Source organism: Hyphomicrobiales bacterium (assembly GCA_039989895.1).
Lineage (GTDB): Bacteria > Pseudomonadota > Alphaproteobacteria > Rhizobiales > JACESI01 > JACESI01.
Genome location: JBDXGY010000006.1, coordinates 887,107 through 903,526, shown reverse-complemented (window position 1 = coordinate 903,526; position 16,420 = coordinate 887,107). Strand labels below are relative to the sequence as shown.

The 16,420-nt window shown below is 46.5% G+C and carries 14 protein-coding genes and 2 tRNA genes; 7 read left to right on the top strand and 9 right to left on the bottom strand.

Annotated features, from left to right (window positions below):
- Positions 1-156 precede the first annotated feature (156 nt).
- A complete protein-coding gene (locus ABJ081_10775) occupies positions 157-1,650 on the top strand; it encodes a leucyl aminopeptidase (protein ID MEP6357152.1) in 1,494 nt (497 codons plus the stop codon).
- Between the two features lie 30 nt (positions 1,651-1,680).
- Here the strand turns inward: ABJ081_10775 and ABJ081_10770 are convergent, their stop codons facing one another.
- Positions 1,681-2,130, bottom strand: a complete 450-nt coding sequence (locus tag ABJ081_10770) for a hypothetical protein (protein MEP6357151.1) — start codon at positions 2,128-2,130, stop codon at positions 1,681-1,683.
- 162 nt (positions 2,131-2,292) lie between these two features.
- Between ABJ081_10770 and ABJ081_10765 the strand changes: the two genes are divergently transcribed.
- The 4 genes from ABJ081_10765 to ABJ081_10750 all read left to right on the top strand — a co-directional run bounded on the left by ABJ081_10765 (position 2,293) and on the right by ABJ081_10750 (position 4,476).
- Positions 2,293-2,742 carry a DNA polymerase III subunit chi gene (locus tag ABJ081_10765; GenBank protein MEP6357150.1) on the top strand — a complete coding sequence of 150 codons (450 nt, stop codon included), beginning with the start codon at positions 2,293-2,295 and terminating at the stop codon, positions 2,740-2,742.
- Positions 2,739-3,449, top strand: coding sequence for a class I SAM-dependent methyltransferase (locus tag ABJ081_10760; protein MEP6357149.1), 711 nt, complete (start codon positions 2,739-2,741; stop codon positions 3,447-3,449). The genes ABJ081_10765 and ABJ081_10760 overlap by 4 nt, the downstream gene beginning before the upstream one ends.
- 112 nt (positions 3,450-3,561) lie before the next feature.
- The gene (locus ABJ081_10755) at positions 3,562-4,293 is read left to right on the top strand and encodes a TIGR02594 family protein (protein ID MEP6357148.1); all 732 of its coding nucleotides are present in this window, start codon (positions 3,562-3,564) and stop codon (positions 4,291-4,293) included.
- A gap of 107 nt (positions 4,294-4,400) precedes the next feature.
- A tRNA-Trp gene (locus ABJ081_10750) sits at positions 4,401-4,476 on the top strand.
- A 108-nt stretch (positions 4,477-4,584) separates the two neighbouring features.
- On the opposite strand, the gene ABJ081_10745 is transcribed toward ABJ081_10750, so the two are convergent.
- The 5 genes from ABJ081_10745 to ABJ081_10725 all read right to left on the bottom strand — a co-directional run bounded on the left by ABJ081_10745 (position 4,585) and on the right by ABJ081_10725 (position 11,116).
- Complete coding sequence (locus tag ABJ081_10745; protein MEP6357147.1) at positions 4,585-6,060, bottom strand: pyruvate carboxylase subunit B; 1,476 nt, start codon at positions 6,058-6,060, stop codon at positions 4,585-4,587.
- Between the two features lies 1 nt (position 6,061).
- Entirely contained in the window at positions 6,062-7,435 is a 1,374-nt protein-coding gene (locus tag ABJ081_10740) for an acetyl-CoA carboxylase biotin carboxylase subunit (GenBank protein MEP6357146.1), read from the bottom strand.
- 3 nt (positions 7,436-7,438) lie between these two features.
- Positions 7,439-7,915, bottom strand: coding sequence for an acetyl-CoA carboxylase biotin carboxyl carrier protein (accB, locus tag ABJ081_10735; GenBank protein ID MEP6357145.1), 477 nt, complete (start codon positions 7,913-7,915; stop codon positions 7,439-7,441).
- A 27-nt stretch (positions 7,916-7,942) separates the two neighbouring features.
- Complete coding sequence (locus tag ABJ081_10730; GenBank protein MEP6357144.1) at positions 7,943-9,898, bottom strand: TRAP transporter fused permease subunit; 1,956 nt, start codon at positions 9,896-9,898, stop codon at positions 7,943-7,945.
- A 129-nt stretch (positions 9,899-10,027) separates the two neighbouring features.
- Complete coding sequence (locus ABJ081_10725) at positions 10,028-11,116, bottom strand: TAXI family TRAP transporter solute-binding subunit (protein ID MEP6357143.1); 1,089 nt, start codon at positions 11,114-11,116, stop codon at positions 10,028-10,030.
- A gap of 403 nt (positions 11,117-11,519) precedes the next feature.
- On the opposite strand from ABJ081_10725, the gene ABJ081_10720 reads away from it, so the two are divergent.
- On the top strand, positions 11,520-12,848 hold the full coding sequence (locus tag ABJ081_10720; GenBank protein MEP6357142.1) for an amidase: 1,329 nt from the start codon (positions 11,520-11,522) through the stop codon (positions 12,846-12,848).
- 18 nt (positions 12,849-12,866) lie between these two features.
- Here ABJ081_10720 and ABJ081_10715 read toward each other — a convergent pair whose 3' ends face one another.
- The 3 genes from ABJ081_10715 to ABJ081_10705 all read right to left on the bottom strand — a co-directional run bounded on the left by ABJ081_10715 (position 12,867) and on the right by ABJ081_10705 (position 14,857).
- Positions 12,867-13,712, bottom strand: coding sequence for a 3-keto-5-aminohexanoate cleavage protein (locus tag ABJ081_10715; GenBank protein MEP6357141.1), 846 nt, complete (start codon positions 13,710-13,712; stop codon positions 12,867-12,869).
- 39 nt (positions 13,713-13,751) lie between these two features.
- Positions 13,752-14,666: an alpha/beta hydrolase gene (locus ABJ081_10710; protein ID MEP6357140.1), complete on the bottom strand. Its 915-nt coding sequence runs from the start codon at positions 14,664-14,666 to the stop codon at positions 13,752-13,754.
- A 101-nt stretch (positions 14,667-14,767) separates the two neighbouring features.
- Positions 14,768-14,857 (bottom strand) — tRNA-Ser (locus tag ABJ081_10705).
- A gap of 257 nt (positions 14,858-15,114) precedes the next feature.
- On the opposite strand from ABJ081_10705, the gene ABJ081_10700 reads away from it, so the two are divergent.
- Positions 15,115-15,888, top strand: coding sequence for a hypothetical protein (locus ABJ081_10700; GenBank protein MEP6357139.1), 774 nt, complete (start codon positions 15,115-15,117; stop codon positions 15,886-15,888).
- Positions 15,889-16,420: the final 532 nt, after the last annotated feature.

Sequence of the window (16,420 nt, the reverse complement as noted above, 5' to 3'; positions counted from 1 at the left end):
ATGTTTGAAAAATCGACCGCTAATTGACTGCTGCAATGCATTTACGCGGTATCTGTTGATTCTAAAGCGGGAAGGATACTTGCCAAGCCTTAATCCTAACGCCTATGTATGGATGATTATAAATCAGATGTCGTTATGACGTGACAAAGGTGTGATATGGCTCGTGGTGTTCAAATTGAATTTAAACAAGAAACAACGAAAACAATGGAGTTGTTGCTCTGTTTAACAGGTGTAGAAAAAGCGCTGGGTGAAAAAACCGCGCCACTTGTTCCTGCAGGCTTGTTTAATAAGGCTGCCGATTCCACTAAGTTTACCGGAAAGTCTCAATCGGTTCTTGATCTGATTATGCCTGAAGGCGTGAATGCGGATCGTTTGATGCTTGTTGGTCATGGTGATGCCAATGAAATGGAAGAGCATGATTGGTTGGCTCTGGGGGGCAAAATTGGCGGTTTGGTTTTGAAAGCTGGGCTTGCCAAGGCGACCTTGTTTCTTGAGCGTGCAGATAACGTAGCAATGACGCCTGAACAGCTTGTAGCGATTGCCAGCGGTATCAAGCTCAATGCCTATCGTTTTGATCAATATATGACAACAAAAGACAAAGATGAGGATGAGGTCAAAGATATCAGCGTCGCAATCGTTTCAAAAAATTCAAAAGCAGCGGCTCAATTGTGGACTTTTGAAGCGGGTGTTGTTGACGGGGTTATACTCGCGCGTGATCTTGTGAATGAACCAGCGAATGTGCTTGGGCCAGTAGAATTTGCAGCCCATGCAAGCGCACTGTCAAAGCTTGGGGTTGAGGTTGAAATTTTGACCGAGAAAGAAATGGGCGCCATGAAAATGGGTGCACTGCTTGGTGTAGCTCAGGGCTCCGTTAAGCCGCCGCGCATGGCTGTGATGAAATGGATGGGCGGTAAGAAAGGCGACCAACCTATTGCTTTTGTTGGGAAAGGTGTTGTTTTTGATACGGGCGGCATTTCATTGAAACCCGGCGGTGGCATGGAAGACATGAAGGGTGACATGGGGGGTGCTGCGGCTGTGATTGGTCTTATGCATGCGTTAGCGGCGCGCAAAGCGAAGACCAATGTCATTGGTGTTCTTGGCTTGGTTGAAAACATGCCAGACGGCAATGCACAACGCCCTGGTGATATTGTTACGTCGATGTCGGGCCAAACCATCGAAGTGATAAATACCGATGCGGAAGGGCGTTTGGTGCTTTGTGATGCACTGACCTATGTCAATCAAGAATTTGAACCAAAGTTTATGATCAATCTTGCGACATTGACCGGCGCTGTCATTATTGCTCTGGGCAATCATCATGCGGGGCTTTTCTCTAATGATGATGATTTGGCGCTTGAGATCGCATCGGCTGGACAAATTTCAGGCGAAAATGTCTGGCGTCTTCCATTAAGCAAAGATTACGACAAGCTGATTGATTCAAAATTCGCAGATATGAAAAATATCGGCGGGCGTGCTGCAGGCTCAATTACTGCTGCTCAGTTTTTGAAGCGCTTTGTAGGGGATACACCATGGGCGCATCTGGATATTGCGGGCACGGCTATGGGTTCAATACAAACTGAGATTAATAAATCATGGGGTTCAGGTTTCGGGGTGCGCCTACTCGACCGTCTGGTTCGCGACCATTACGAATAAACTGAGTTTTATTTAACGTCAGCTAAGGTTCTACTTGCCATATGTGATGCGACCACCACGGTCCATCGCTATGGCGTTTTGATAGCTCTCAAAGAACTGATCATATTTTCCAAGTTCTACTCTGTAGAGTATATTTGCCTTTTTCCATTCAGGTGCTTTGAACTGCTTTTCCTCAATGCTGAGGCGATATAACTCAAGATGTCGACGCCAATCTTCAAGACGGGTGAGGAATGCACCACGGTTGAGTTCAGTTTCGAAACGACCTTCAGGTCCTGCTAAGGACAGGCGTCGAGCGAATGCGGGTAAAACAAAATCGTCTTTACATGGAAAAACACATTTTGGCGGCTCAATTACACCACGGTCGATATTGGTTGGAACATCAACTTTGGTTTGAGCAAAAGATGAAGATCCTGATAAAATGAGATTAGTCACACCCAGAGCGAGCACGATTGCAATTGTTATGTTTTTTGTTTTTGGCATCGGTGATATGGTTCCATATAATTGGCAAAATATTTATGATCGCTGAAACCATTTTAGAACGATGAGAAGATGTGCACAATACAAACTGCTAATTTTATGGTCTTCGTCAATAAACTGAAAGTGTCATATAAAACAAATGTTTAGTATAAGGTCAGCTCTACTATGACTGAGGTTTTATTTTATCACCTATTGGCCAAACGGGTTGAGGATGTAATTCCAGATCTGTTGGAGAAGAGTTTAGCGCGCGGATGGAATGCTGTCGTGCATAGTGCCAGTGAAACACAGATTGAAGCTTTGGATTTGGCTTTATGGTCATATCGTGATGAGAGCTTTTTGCCTCATGCCTCTAAAGCCAGTGGTGAAGGAGCCGAGCAGCCTGTATGGTTGACTGATACAGATGACAATCCCAATGGCGCGTCTATTCGTTTTCTCTTAGATGGTGCAAGCATTGATAACGCGAGTTCCTATGAGCGTCTTGTTTATATGTTTGATGGCAATAATCCAGATGCCTTAGAGCATGCACGCGAGCGGTGGAAGGTAGAGAAAGCTGCGGGCCATGATGTCACGTATTGGGCGCAAAATGAGACTGGGCGTTGGGAGAAAAAGGCATGACTGAGCCGATGGATGATGCATTTTTAGCAAGACGTGCCTCGGCCCGAGCAGAGCTTGATGCATTACCGGGTAATTATGCTCATGATAGCGCAGGGCGCACGGTATTTTTTGATGCGGTTTACGAAGAAGCAAAGGGCGATGAGGCTGCGGTCCCTTGGGCTGATCTTGAGCCAAAAGATTATCTCATTGAGTGGCTTGCAAAGAGTGCTGATCAAGTAATTGGGCAGGGTAAGAGTGCGATCGATGTCGGTTGTGGTCTAGGTGACAATGCAGAAGCGATGGCGGCTCATGGTTATGCGACAACCGCATTTGATGTTGTTGTAAAGGCGATCGATTGGGCGAAAAAGCGTTTTCCTGCAACAGGTGTCAATTATCAGGTCGCGGACTTGTTCGCTCTTCCTGATGAATGGATGCAGAGCTTTGATCTTGTCCATGAGTGTTACACCTTACAGGCATTACCGCCAGAAATGCTGCATGAGACATCAAAGGCTATCTGTGGACTTGTGGCGCCAGGCGGCAAGCTTTTGATTTATACCCGTGCACGGGCAGATGGGGCAGAGGCAAATGGCCCACCATGGCCGATTGAAGAACAATTTTTAGATCTACCAAAGCAGTTTGGATTGACCAAGCTGAGTGAACAAAAACTTATCGTGCCAAGGGATGTGAGAAACATTCCGCATCATTTCTCTATTTGGCAAAGATTGTGACACCCACGAACTGACCAATAACAGGTCAGGGGTATTTTGTAGGATTTCTTAGCAAGAAATTCTCGTCTCTAAGTGCGGCCTTATTCTCTTCGAAACAAAGAGGATAATGGTGATGACAAAAACTGAAATACTTAAAATACAAAAAGCGCTGCTTGCCAAAGGCTTCAACCCCGGCAAGGCTGATGGCCTATGGGGTCGTAAAACGGCAGGCGCTGTGATTTCTTTCAAGAAAAGTGTTGGCCTGAGAGCACGTAGTCAAATTGGACCGCTGACACGTGCTGCTTTGTTTGATGGGCGTCACGAGATTAAATCTACCTATGAGGGGGAAGCGCCGAAAGATCCGTCTTGGTTGCGTCTTGCGCGGACCTATCTTGGCCTTAAAGAATATCGTGGTAATCGCCATAACCCCAAGATTCTGGAATGGTGGGTAAAACTTGGCCTTCCGTTTCGCACCGATGAAACTCCTTGGTGTGCTGGTTATGTGTGTGGCGTTTTGGAGGAGGCGGGCATTCGTTCCACTCGTTCGGCCGCTGCACGCTCTTTCAATTGGTCGCGTTGGGGCAGGGTGCTGGACGGTCCAGCGGTTGGCTGTGTCGTGAGCATGTGGCGCGGCAAGCGCAAAGGTGCCTCAGGTCATGTGGGCTTTGTCGTTGGTCGTGATCGTTTCAATAATTTGATGGTCCTTGGCGGTAATCAGGCAAACCGCGTCAGCATCCGTCCTTTTAAACGCGCTCGGGTGCTTTCTTATCACTGGCCGAAAGATCATAAATTGCCTGCTTGCATAGGATTAAGTCAATTACCCGTTGTTGCAAGCGATGGTCGTGTTTCTACAAATGAAGCATGATTTGATATAAACTAGGCCGTCTTTTTACCAATTGAGCAATTTCTCACGAGTTATGAGATAAATGTCTGGAAATTATCTCCTAGCTCGTGTATTCCACGGCAGCGTAAAGGGGTATAGCTCAGTTGGTAGAGCGACGGTCTCCAAAACCGTAGGTCCACAGTTCGAGTCTGTGTGCCCCTGCCAGTGCTTTGTGCGGCAATGATAATTCCTTTTTGGATAATATGAGCCAAGTATTTTATCATAATTCAGAATTCATTGTATGCAGCAAATGATGATGTGGCTGTCATCGTCTCAGTTTTTTGAAAAATGAAAACTCTTGATGTGAGATCTATTGCTGAGTTCTTTAATGAGCGTCAAAAGCGGTGTCGTCATGATGGGATATTCAGTCTCAATGGGGCCGGCTGCTTTTAAGGCTTGGTATTGAGTGTCATCATAAAATGCGGCGAGCAATAGATCGTCGTCGCTTGCGAAGGGGCCGCGCTCCTTACGAAGACGCTTCAAGGCTGGTGGGACAAGTTCACCGGGGCGCTGTGTGATGGGTTGTGCTCCACGTGTGATTTTGTCGTAGAGCGTCCCGTCAATTTTTCCTGCGATCTCGCCATATCCACCAAGCACATAGCGTCGTACTTCATCAGGGACAGTTTCGTAACGCGGTTTGCCTTGATCCTTGCCCATAACATTGAGGATTGCCATGGTGATTATATATTGCGCGAAGGGGCTGATCACGATTGGATAGCCTAAATCCATGCGCACCCGACCTGCTTCTTCCAAAATTTCTTCTAGTCTGTCTTCAATACCGATAGTCTCCAGTTGATACTGAAGATTTGACACCATACCGCCAGCGCATTGATGGTGGAAATGGAATTCGTCATATTGATTTGGTGTACCCACCGGCTTGTCTTCCATCTCAGCAATATAAGCCAATCGTTCCGCAACCTCATCAATGGGAGCCAGATCAATATCAACGTCATACCCTCGACGGCGGCAGTTCTTGGTGAAAAGTCCCGTAGGCGTATGAGAAACACCATTTGCGAGTGTTGATGTGGCAGTGTGGACTACTTCGGCACCATGTTCCACAGCTTGTAAGGTGACATAAGGAGCAAGGCCAGAATTGCAGTGGGTGTGGATTTGAAGCGGCAAGTTTTTGATTGCTTTTTTGAGCGCAGGAAAAAGCGTTGCAACGCGCTCAGGTCGCAAAAGTCCACTTGCGTCCTTCACAAACACAGCATCAACACCATGGGCAACAAGCTCTTTGGCCTTGCGAACGTAATATTCGTCGGTGTGAACAGGGCTATAGGTATAGGCAAGCCCTCCCACAACATAAAGACCATGTTTCTTTGCAACCTTGATCGGAATTCCCAGATTGCGTATGTCGTTTAAGGCGTCATAGGGGGTGTGGTATGTCATACCGTTTGCGGCAAAACGTTCGGCAGCGAGCTCAACTACGTCGTCAGCAAAAAATTCGAAGGTAAACAAACTCTGCCCGCGCGTATGAATAATCAAAGGCGTTTTTGTGATCCATTTATTTAAGATGCGCATCCGCTCCCACGGGTCTTCGCGCAGGTAGCGCACCATGACATCAAAGACGGCACCACCTACAAGATCAATGGCCTCAAAACCGGCATTGTCTAGACGAGGGGCAATATCTTTCATCATCGCGGTTGTCATGCGGGTTGCCCACAAGCATTGATGAGCATCGCGCAGGGTTACATCAATGAGCCGGACTTTTCTTTTTTCGATGGTGCTTGAGGTGCTGTTTTTTGGCATGTCAAATCCTCTGCGCATCTAAGCGATCAATGAAAGTATTTTCTACCCAGCGGGTATGGATTTTCGCTCCAATAAAATCTGGATCATCAAGCAAATTGCGATGAAAACTTCGTGTTGTGTGGATACCGTCAATGATAAGTTCATCGAGTGCTCTGCGCGTATTTTTCAAAGCGTCCTGTCTGTCAGTTCCTGTAACAATTAACTTTGCGATCATCGAATCGTAAAACGGCTGGATGGTGGCGCCTTCATAGATGAAACTATCGCAACGCACATCTGGCGTTGTTGGAAACCGTAGCCGTGTGATGCGACCGGGGGAAGGGACAAAGCCTTGATCAGGGTTCTCCGCATTGATACGAAACTCCATCACATGATTGCTGGACCAGTCTTTCTCTTCAGGTATAGAAAGAGGCCCACCGAGTGCCACACGGAGTTGTTCTTCAATCAAGTCGTGGCCGATGCGCATTTCTGTCACCGGATGTTCGACCTGAATGCGGGTATTCATCTCTATGAAATAGAATTCACGTGATACTTCATCGAATATAAATTCCACGGTGCCTGCGCCAAGATAGCCAACGCCTTTTGCTAAACGTACAGCAGCGTCTAACAGGCTGTTTCGCTCCTTGTCGGTTAGAACAGGAGAAGGGCTTTCTTCAACCAGTTTCTGGTGGCGTCTTTGTGTCGTGCAATCCCGTTCGCCTAAATGGCGCACTAATCCATGGTTGTCACCGAATATCTGTACCTCAAGATGGCGCACAGCGGAGAAATACCGTTCAAGGTAGACTGAAGGGTCACCAAAAGCTTCGCGTGCTTCTTGTGAGGCTTCATCGAATTTTGTTTTGAATGTTGTCAAGTCTTCTGCGACCCGCATCCCGCGACCGCCGCCACCTGAACTTGCTTTCAACAACAAGGGAAAGCCGATTTTTTTTGCCTCTTTCAATGCTATTTTGCTATCGGTAAAAGCGCCTTTTGATCCAGGTACGATCGGCACGTTAAATTTCTTTGCCATGTCTCTCGCGCGCGCTTTATCGCCCATAGTTGTGATTGTTTCTGGTGACGGCCCGATGAAGACCAACTCTTCTTCGGCGCACTGTTCGGCAAAGGCCGCGTTTTCAGCAAGAAATCCATAACCGGGATAGAGCATCGTACATCCCGTTTGCTTGGCCACATGGAGCAAGGCATCCACATTGAGATAGCTCTTAGTGCTCGCAGGCGGGCCAATACAAACAGCTTTATCAGCAAGCCACACATGAGGTGAAGAACGATCAGCAGTGGAGTATACTGCAACGCTCTCCAATCCAATTGCACGACAAGCTTTCGCAGCGCGAACCGCGATTTCTCCTCTGTTTGCAATCAAAACGCGATGCGATTGGTTCATCGTCTAATCCGCAGATATGACAAATAACAGTTGGTCAAATTCGACGAGATCGCCATCATCAGCGGCTATCTCATTGATAGTACCAGCGTGTGTCGCTGTGATTGTCGTATAAAGTTTCATAACGTCAATCAAACACAGCGTATCACCTTGTTTTACTTTTGAGCCGATTTCAACGAAGGGAGGCTTGTCTGGGGCAGGGCGACGATAAAAGGATCCAACCATAGGCGAGCGCACGGGAACCCCCGAAGCTGTGCTTGCTTCAGCCGTGGGTGCTTTCTTGCCAGTTTGAGGTGCTGAGGGTGCGGCAGTCTGCGTTAGCTCAGTCACTGGCGTTTCTAGGCTGCGCGATTCCCCTTGGCTATGAGACGTATCGCGACGCACAGCCAGTTTTATGCCTTCCAGTTCAAGAACGACTTCATCGCAGTTTGATGCGTCAATAATCTTGAGTATTTCGGCAACTTCCTTAAACGATAACGATATGATCCTCTCCCACGGCTAGGTTGCTTTTTATTGAGGCGTGTTTCCCATGAATTTTTCAGACAAGTAACTCTTTAATACCCATAGAGTCATCGCACCAAATAATGAGAGCGAGGCGTAGAGGTAAAAATCATATGCCAAGGTCATATACAAAAATCCGAAGACAGCTGTGGCTAAGAATACAATACGTTCCCATCCGCTCAAAGCCCTGAAAAAGTACCCATAAGATGCAATCGACATTGTGATCTGGATTCCGAGAACTTCCAGCAAAGGAGGGATGATCGCTGTTGTCATATTCGGAAATGTCATCAGTTCAGGTGAAAAAACAAATGCAAATGGAATGATGAAAGTTGTTGAGGCGATTTTCAATGAATCCGCAGCAGTTCTCAGGAATGAGGCGTCCGCGAGTTTGGCCGCCGCCAACACGCTGACGGCCACAGGAGGCGTCAATGTTGAGAATACGGCAAAATAGAAGACGAAGAAATGGGCTTGTAGCGGCGGAACGCCGATCTGTTGCATGAAGGGTACGAGAGCAAGCGCTACAATGATATAGGCCACCGGTGTTGGTAGTCCCATACCCAGAACCAGCGATACGCACATGGCACCAATCAACAAGAGTAGTTGGCTATCTGGCAAATATTGGATCAGCGCTGCACCTAACCGTCCGGAGAGGTTAGTCGTCAACATTACCTGACCGAGCGGGCCAATGGCAATCAATAGCAGTGAGAGCACCGCCACAAGGTAGAAGCCTTCTTGAAGAGCCGCATAGAGCGTTGACAATTTGGGTTGCCATTTTCCTTGAAAAAATGACAAGGCGAGAGCAAGGATAATACCCCACATTCCTGCAATTGCCGGTGAGCGATAGCCAAGCAAAAGCCACAGAACAATACCGAAGGAAATAATGAATGTCGGCAAAAGACGCAAGATCATTTGCATATCGGCTTTTTCCGTCAGCTTTGGTAGTTTGTGACGTTTTGCATAGATATAGATCGCGATGCCGCAACCCACTAAATATAAAAGGCCCGGCACCATGGCAGAAAGTGCAACGTCGATGTAGGGGCGGTTCAAGAATGAGGCGATAATGAATGCAGCCAAACCCATGATTGGGGGCATGATCTGTCCTGCAGTAGAAGCTGTTGCTTCAATCGCACCTGCCATAGAGTTTGAATAGCCATAACGTTTCATCATCGGGATGGTCAATCGACCTGTCAGCACAACGTTTGAGACAGCTTGCCCCATAATTGAAGATACAATGCCTGAGCCAATGAGTGCTGGTCCAGCAGCACCACCAGCCATGCGGCGTCCTGTTACTTTGCCGACTTCAAGGATCATATCAAGCATGCCAACGCCTAAAAGAATGGCGGCATAAATGATCAAGAAATAGATCGAATCTGCTGCAACTTGAGCGAGATAGTAAAAGCCTTGGTTGGTCCCAAGACCAATGTAATTCATGATGAATCCGGTGTCATATTTTGGGGTTACGAAAAGCGGATTTTCAATCAGATAACCGAAGAAGAAATAGCTGATCGCGACTGCGATCACAGATGTCAGGAGTAAACCCCAGTGGATGTAGCACAGCGCTAGAATTGACACGGTCATCATCCAGCCGACAACAATATCTATATCAGCAAAATAGGGTTGGGCTTTTTCAAGGTAGACGGCGTGATAGCGAATGTATCCCATCGCAATGGCACTTATTATGAGCGCGAAAACCGCCAGGCTAAACCGTGGCCAAAAGAAAGGGCGCACGCGCATAGTGTCGCCCGTATCGCTCATAATGTCTTTCATGCCCAGTTTTTCGTCGCACAAATTGCGAAGGGCGAGAAAACCGGTCATCAGGCACGTGCCAAGGATGAAATTTGAATAATGTTCTGATGAGTTTTTTACATATCCAAAAGCTGAAAACCCAATGTATACGGTGAGCACAAGGCCAACTAATATGAATGGTATATCAACCAGTTGCCTGAGGGTTTTCCAGCCAGTCATCTTAAGTCCTTATTTTAGGTATGTATCGTTCTTGTGTTTAATTCATGTGACGAATTGTCGCACATTAATAGCCGACCCAATCGTTTAATTTTCAACTGGATCGGCCATTTCGTTTATGTGTTCAGTAAGTTAGCTCTTAGGGTAAGTCATTGGTTCGCACTCTTTGCGTTTGTCCCACCAACCCAGCTCTTTGTAGGCTCTGATTGCACCAGCATGCGTGTTCTCTTCTGACAAACCACATGTCATCAGTTCTGGTGACCAGATTTTCCATAGGGCATGAAGTTCTTTCATTTTAGGCCCAATTTTACCGACCGATTTTACAAAGTTGTAAGCGCGCTCTTCATCGAAACTTTCATGAGCGGCCTTAAAGGCGCGGTTAAATCCAATACCAAGAGGCTCATCTTGGTGAGGAAGTGTTCCAGCTGGTAGATTCACATGGAACCAACTTGTGCCGAATTTTTCATTCACCTTTGCTACGTCTTCTTCCGTCACGCCGAGGTAACACATCTTATTACCGGTTGCTTCAAGCTGACGAACAGGACCAGGTATGATGAATGTTTCAAGACTTGGCTCCGCACCGATTGGTGTGACAGCTGCATCAGTTGCACCATCAATGAGCTGCTGTGTTAGCTGCCCTGGAGTCATGTGGCGAATATCTGCATTATCTGGTGTTACACCAAATGCATGCTCTAAGAACAAGCGTGAGAATACGCCCCAATCAGACTGACCGCGCAGACCGAGCGAGATACGCTTGCCTTTCAAATCAGCCATTGACTTCAAGTTACAATCGAAGGTCACAAGGAATTTGCCTTGGCCCCACCATGCTTCACCATAAAGAAGCTTCCACGGGACCTGTACTGGCTCAGGGAGAAATTCTTTAACTTCGTCAGAACCACCTGAATAGGCGATTTGGATGAGAGTGTCTTCAGTGGCAAAAACGGATGTTTTCCATTTGCGCTCTTCACGGCCCATCTCTCTGATGTTGTACATGTAACCTGGTGTTTCCTGCGGAAGCAGCAACACATCTGAACCTTCTTTGATCATCTGGTTCATTAAGATGGTGTCACCAGCAATTGGACCACAGCCAAATGGACATAGAAGAACGGCGATAGCGTCAGCCGCCTTTGAATATTGAACGCTGCCTGCTCCGGCTGCGGCTAAAGCAACGGCTGCAACAGCTAACGTCGCTGTTTTCTTGTATTTTCTTAATAGTTTCATTCTGTGTACTCCCTGCGCTTTTTTTTGTGAAGAAGCTAATTCAACAACATTCAAAATGTATCGCTAAATCATGCCTCCATACTATTAGGACATACCATTGTTTTTAAATCCAATTTACAAGCCCTAAATTTTTAATTTCCTTTTGTAACAAGCTTAAATTTTTTAAATTTCTTTTGTTTTTTAAAACCGTAATTAAGCGCTTACTTAAATGGGAGTACGGTGTGGTTTTTTATATAAGAGCATGTTGACAGTGACATCGTCAAATGAAAGCTTACTTATTTGAAATGGGCTCATTTGCTTGCAATGTAATAGGTTGCATTTGCTCATAATGGTTGCATTTGCTCATAATAATTGCGGTTTTAATTAGAAAGCTAGCAAATTTAATATAGGTAGAAATTATTATTTGTTTGGTTCAGTCTATAATACTTTTAATGAATTAACAGCAACACACGCACGAAGTTTGCTGATTTCTGGCGAATTGACGCCTGACGTACTCGTGTCTTCTTGTCGTGAACGCATTGAGAATAGAGAAGACGATGTTGAAGCATGGCAGCACCTTGATTGGCTTAATGTTGAGCGCCAGCTATCAACTCTCTCGCAACAGCCAATTGAGAAGAGGGGATTGCTTTGGGGCTTGCCCGTTTCTATCAAAGATATTTTTGATACATTTGATATGCCAACAAGTTATGGCTCCAAAATCTATGCTGGATTCCGACCAGTAGCTGATGCAGCCTGCGTTAGTCGTCTTCGTGCAGCAGGGGCGATTATAATGGGTAAATCGGTTTCGACCGAATTTGCTTATTGGCAAGCGGGTAAAACGAAGCACCCAAATGATGCAGCGCGTTCGCCCGGAGGCTCGTCCAGCGGCTCCGCCGCAGCCGTTAGTGATTATATGGTGCCACTTGCCATTGGGTCGCAGACAGCGGCTTCCACCATTCGTCCTGCCGCTTATTGCGGTATTGTCGGTTACAAACCAACCCGTGGTATGATCAGTCTGGCGGGTGTTAAAGCGCTGGCGAATGGATTGGATACTGTTGGTATGTTTGGTCGATGCGTATCGGATATAGCTTTAATCGCCAGTGTTATGGCAAATCGTCCTGACCTTGCTTGTATCGCACCAATCAAAGAAGAACCCAATGTCAGATTATGGATGGGTCCAGAATGGGATAAGGCCTCAAAAGGCGCCAATCTTGCAATTGAAAAAACACTTCAATTGATTGTCGAAAAAGGCGCGCATGTTGGGCGAGACACTGTGCCTGATCCTTTCACTCAGCTGTGTGAAGCGCAAACGATTATCATGGCTGTCGAGGCTGCGCGTGAACTTTCACATGAACGCTATACGGCCTATGACAAACTAAGCATGTCACTCCATGAATTGTTTGCATTGGCCGATGGAACCGTAAGCAGTGATTATGATGATGCTTATCAGCTGCGCGATTACTGCCTGCATAATCTTGAACAGATTTTTGGTGATGCGGATGTGCTTGTTTTGCCAAGTGCTCCAGATGTGGCGCCATTGTCGCAAGCAGGCACGGGCGATCCTGTGATGAGCAGAGCGTGGACCTTGTTGGGCTTGCCGAGTATCACAGTGCCCTGTGGCACGAATGCGAGTGGGCTTTCATATGGCATACAATTGGCTGCTCGCCCAAGGCGAGATGTACAACTATTGCAAGTAGCCAAATGGTTTGAAGATGCTTTAGTTGGTCAGAAGAATGAGGTGATCGCCTCTTAAGTTATCTTTATCGCCTCGTCATGCAGCGCGTAGCCCAAGGATATTACGTGCTTCACTTATTGTTGCGACGGGGCGCTCGTATTTGTCGCATAGCTCTGCTGCTCTTTTGATTAAAGCCGCATTGGAGGGAGCGAGGGTTGTTTTGTTGAGACGTATATTATCCTCAAGACCGGCTCTAGTGTGGCCGCCAGCCGCAATTGCCCATTCATTGACAATAACCTGTCCAGGACCAATGCCTGCAGCGCACCACGGGGCATCGGGCGCGAGGCGTTTCATCGTCTCAACATAGAAATCAAACACATGTTTGTCGACGGGCATGGCGTTCTTGATTCCCATGACAAATTGTACATAAAGTTTACCGCTAATGGCGCCATTGGCGTGCATTTTGACGGCATTGATAATATGCGACAGGTCAAAGGCCTCGATCTCTGGCATAACCTCATATTGACGCATTTCTGCCGAGAGCCATTCAACCAGATTAGGAGGGTTTTCGTAAACTCGATTTGGGAAGTTGTTGGAGCCTACCGTTAAAGAAGCCATATCAGGGCGAAGTGATAACATAGCACCACGCTCATGGCCTGCACCATTTCGCCCACCGGTTGAAAATTGAATGATCGCTCCGGGCACATATTTCTCAAGGCCTTCTTTGAGGGCCGCAAAACGCTCGGGGTCAGATGTCGGATTGCCTTCATCATCGCGTACATGACAATGCAATATTGACGCACCTGCCTCCACAGCTTCATGTGAACTTTCTATCTGTTCGGCAATTGTTACGGGGAGGGCTGGATTATCCTTCTGTGTGGGTACCGCACCCGTTATAGCACAACAAAGAATGCAAGGATTTGGGGGCAATGAAGAAGACAATTCTTTATTCCTCGAAAAGTGAGTATGAGATCTTAGCCACTATACCTTGTCTTTAAAGAACTTTCTAATGTTGGCCGCAGCCTTATCCGGTATTTCGGCATGGACAAAGTGGCCAGCATCGACAAACTCGATGGTGTAATCATTAAAATACTCGCTCAATCGATCGCTCCACTCAGGTCGGATCAGCGGGTCTTTTTTGCCCCACATAAAGTGCGATGGGGTATTGATAACGGGGGGGTGGGGAAGTTTCTCTTCAATCCACAACCGCCTGTTTTTAGCAGAACTTAAATACCAATCAAACCCGCCTTGAAGATTGTCATTCTTCATGAAATTGTCTGTGTAGATTTCGATCAAATGCTCAAAGACTGCTGGATTATCGCTGGACCAGTGGTTGAGAAAATGTGAGATATACATTTTGCAAGCGTCTCTTGAGCTGCCCGCCAATTCAACAGCCAATGGTATTTGCTGAAAGTATTGGTACCAGACTTCCGTCAAGTGGTCGGCTTGTGCGTATCGTTTTCCTAGACCGGGGTAGGGTGTCGAGAAGAAGAAGAGCCCTGACAAGCTTTCTGGATAGGATCGGGCGAAAGCTTGCGCAATATTGGCTCCAACGTCACCACTAACCAGTCCAAATTTTTTAATGCCGAGATTGTCTATGAGGCCTTTGATATCTTCAGTATGCACGTCAGCATTGGCTTGATCATCAGGGCCGGATGTGGCCTTTCCGGTATCGCCAAATCCGCGTAGATCAGGAACAATAATATCAAATTCGTCTGCCAGAGCATTGATTATGGGGCGATAGACCATCCAGAATTCTGGCCATCCATGGAGAAGGACGAGCGGGTAACCTGTGCCCTTGCGCGCATAAAACATAGTGATGCCATTTGTCTGGGCGCGATCAAAGACAATGCCTTCTTGCGCGCAGTCTCTCATGGCTTGGTCTAATACGCTCACGCCATTATCCTCCAGATTTTGGGTGCCTTATGCTTAAGATGCAGCGACCGAGCCTTGCAATATGCCATAGCTTTGGAGCTGAATAGGAGAAATAAGGTAGGTGGCGGAGACGAAGGGATTCGAACCCTCGATACGGTCTCCCGTATACGCCCTTAGCAGGGGCGCGCCTTCAGCCACTCGGCCACGTCTCCACGTACCGGACTACAGAAAAGAATAAGCTAGATCAAGCTGAAATTGGGTTCTTATGCAAAGAGAATGGAAAAAGATGATGAGATGCAGGGAGGGGGGCTTAGAAAGCTGCGATTTCGCGCAACTATCGACCAGTTACGAATAAGCTCTTGATTTAAAAGTGGAATGATTTTAATATTTTTACAGTGTAGGTCGCCGGGAGCGGTGGCTTGATGCGGCGCGCTTTTTACTCCTTTGTATAGTACGGAGATAACGAGCTATGATGAAACGATCGAATACAGCCGCAGGCCTTCTTTTGGCCTTTGCTGCCTTTACTTTCCCACAGCAAGCAGCGCTTGCAGGCCATAAAGTTTTTAAGTCCAAAACAACAACAGTCACGACGACTGAAACTGTGACTGAAACTGTCACCAAAACGCGCACGGTGAGTGGGCATAAGTCTTCTAAAAGGAAATACGTCAAAAAGCCGCATGTACATTCACATGACAAAGCAAGATCAGCTTCTTCTCATAAGGTGAAAACAAAGCGCGCTAAACTTATAAAACCTAAAACCAAGCGGCACGATCATTTTGTGAAGGGCTATCATGGCGGGCACCAGAAAATAGGGGCGGTGAATCATAAACATGGCCGTTATTTGACGCATACCCATCGTTCAGATGATTTCATCAACATCAGTCCCAGTGCTAAGAAATGGCCAAACCCTAAGCCACATTCGTCGCTTATAGATGTGCTGCCGATACCAGCATATGTTGCTGGGCAGTTGGCGATGCGCGCCCCTTCATCGCAAAAGGCAATACAGGTCGCTGTTGTGGTGAAAGAGGAGAGCAATGGCGTGACGATTATCCGCAATGTGAAGGAAATTCGCGATAGTGGTGTCGATGTTCCTTCAGATAAGCTGATTGGTATCACGGATTTTCCTCGGCCTTTTTATGTTTTGAGCGAGGAAGAGCTTGAGCATTGCAAACGATCTTTGCGCACCGTTGGCGAGAGCAAAGACGCAGCAGTGAAGATCGAAAACCTAACGTATTGCCAATAGAGCTCTATTTTTATTGCGCTCAATTTCCAAGTTAATTGCAAAAAAGAACCCGCTTCAATGAAGCGGGTTCTTGTTATAGTTCAATATATCAATTTTGATATTTAATCCTACTCAAAAATACGCCGCTTGCTATGCGCCGCTTGCTACCGGTGCTACACCTTCTAGATTTGGGCCACCTGAAACTACTTTTGTGAGGTTGATTTTTTTATTCAAAGTTGGCTTTGTATATTTCTTTTTATTCATAACTTCTCCCCTTAAAATGATGTTTTCTACGAGTAAGATATAATTACTATTCAGTCAAATATTGATATCCTAACGTATTGCCAATATAGCTCTATTCTTATTTCGCTCAATTTCCAAGTTAATTGCAAAAAAGAACCCGCTTCAATGAAGCGGGTTCTTGTTATAGTTCAATATATCAATTTTGATATTTAATCTAGTGTGCCAAAAAATTTGCCGCTTACTACCGGTGAAGCTTGTACCGCAACTACTTTTGTTAAGTTGATTTTCTTATTCAAAGTTGGCTTTGTAT

Excerpts from the sequence above, each read along its gene's own strand:
- ABJ081_10740 (MEP6357146.1), bottom strand. The coding sequence starts at position 7,435 with ATGAACCAATCGCATCGCGTTTTGATTGCAAACAGAGGAGAAATCGCG.
- ABJ081_10755 (MEP6357148.1), top strand. The coding sequence starts at position 3,562 with ATGACAAAAACTGAAATACTTAAAATACAAAAAGCGCTGCTTGCCAAA.
- ABJ081_10745 (MEP6357147.1), bottom strand. The coding sequence starts at position 6,060 with ATGCCAAAAAACAGCACCTCAAGCACCATCGAAAAAAGAAAAGTCCGG.
- ABJ081_10775 (MEP6357152.1), top strand. The coding sequence starts at position 157 with ATGGCTCGTGGTGTTCAAATTGAATTTAAACAAGAAACAACGAAAACA.
- ABJ081_10700 (MEP6357139.1), top strand. The coding sequence starts at position 15,115 with ATGATGAAACGATCGAATACAGCCGCAGGCCTTCTTTTGGCCTTTGCT.
- ABJ081_10760 (MEP6357149.1), top strand. The coding sequence starts at position 2,739 with ATGACTGAGCCGATGGATGATGCATTTTTAGCAAGACGTGCCTCGGCC.
- ABJ081_10765 (MEP6357150.1), top strand. The coding sequence starts at position 2,293 with ATGACTGAGGTTTTATTTTATCACCTATTGGCCAAACGGGTTGAGGAT.
- ABJ081_10725 (MEP6357143.1), bottom strand. The coding sequence starts at position 11,116 with ATGAAACTATTAAGAAAATACAAGAAAACAGCGACGTTAGCTGTTGCA.
- ABJ081_10730 (MEP6357144.1), bottom strand. The coding sequence starts at position 9,898 with ATGACTGGCTGGAAAACCCTCAGGCAACTGGTTGATATACCATTCATA.
- ABJ081_10770 (MEP6357151.1), bottom strand. The coding sequence starts at position 2,130 with ATGCCAAAAACAAAAAACATAACAATTGCAATCGTGCTCGCTCTGGGT.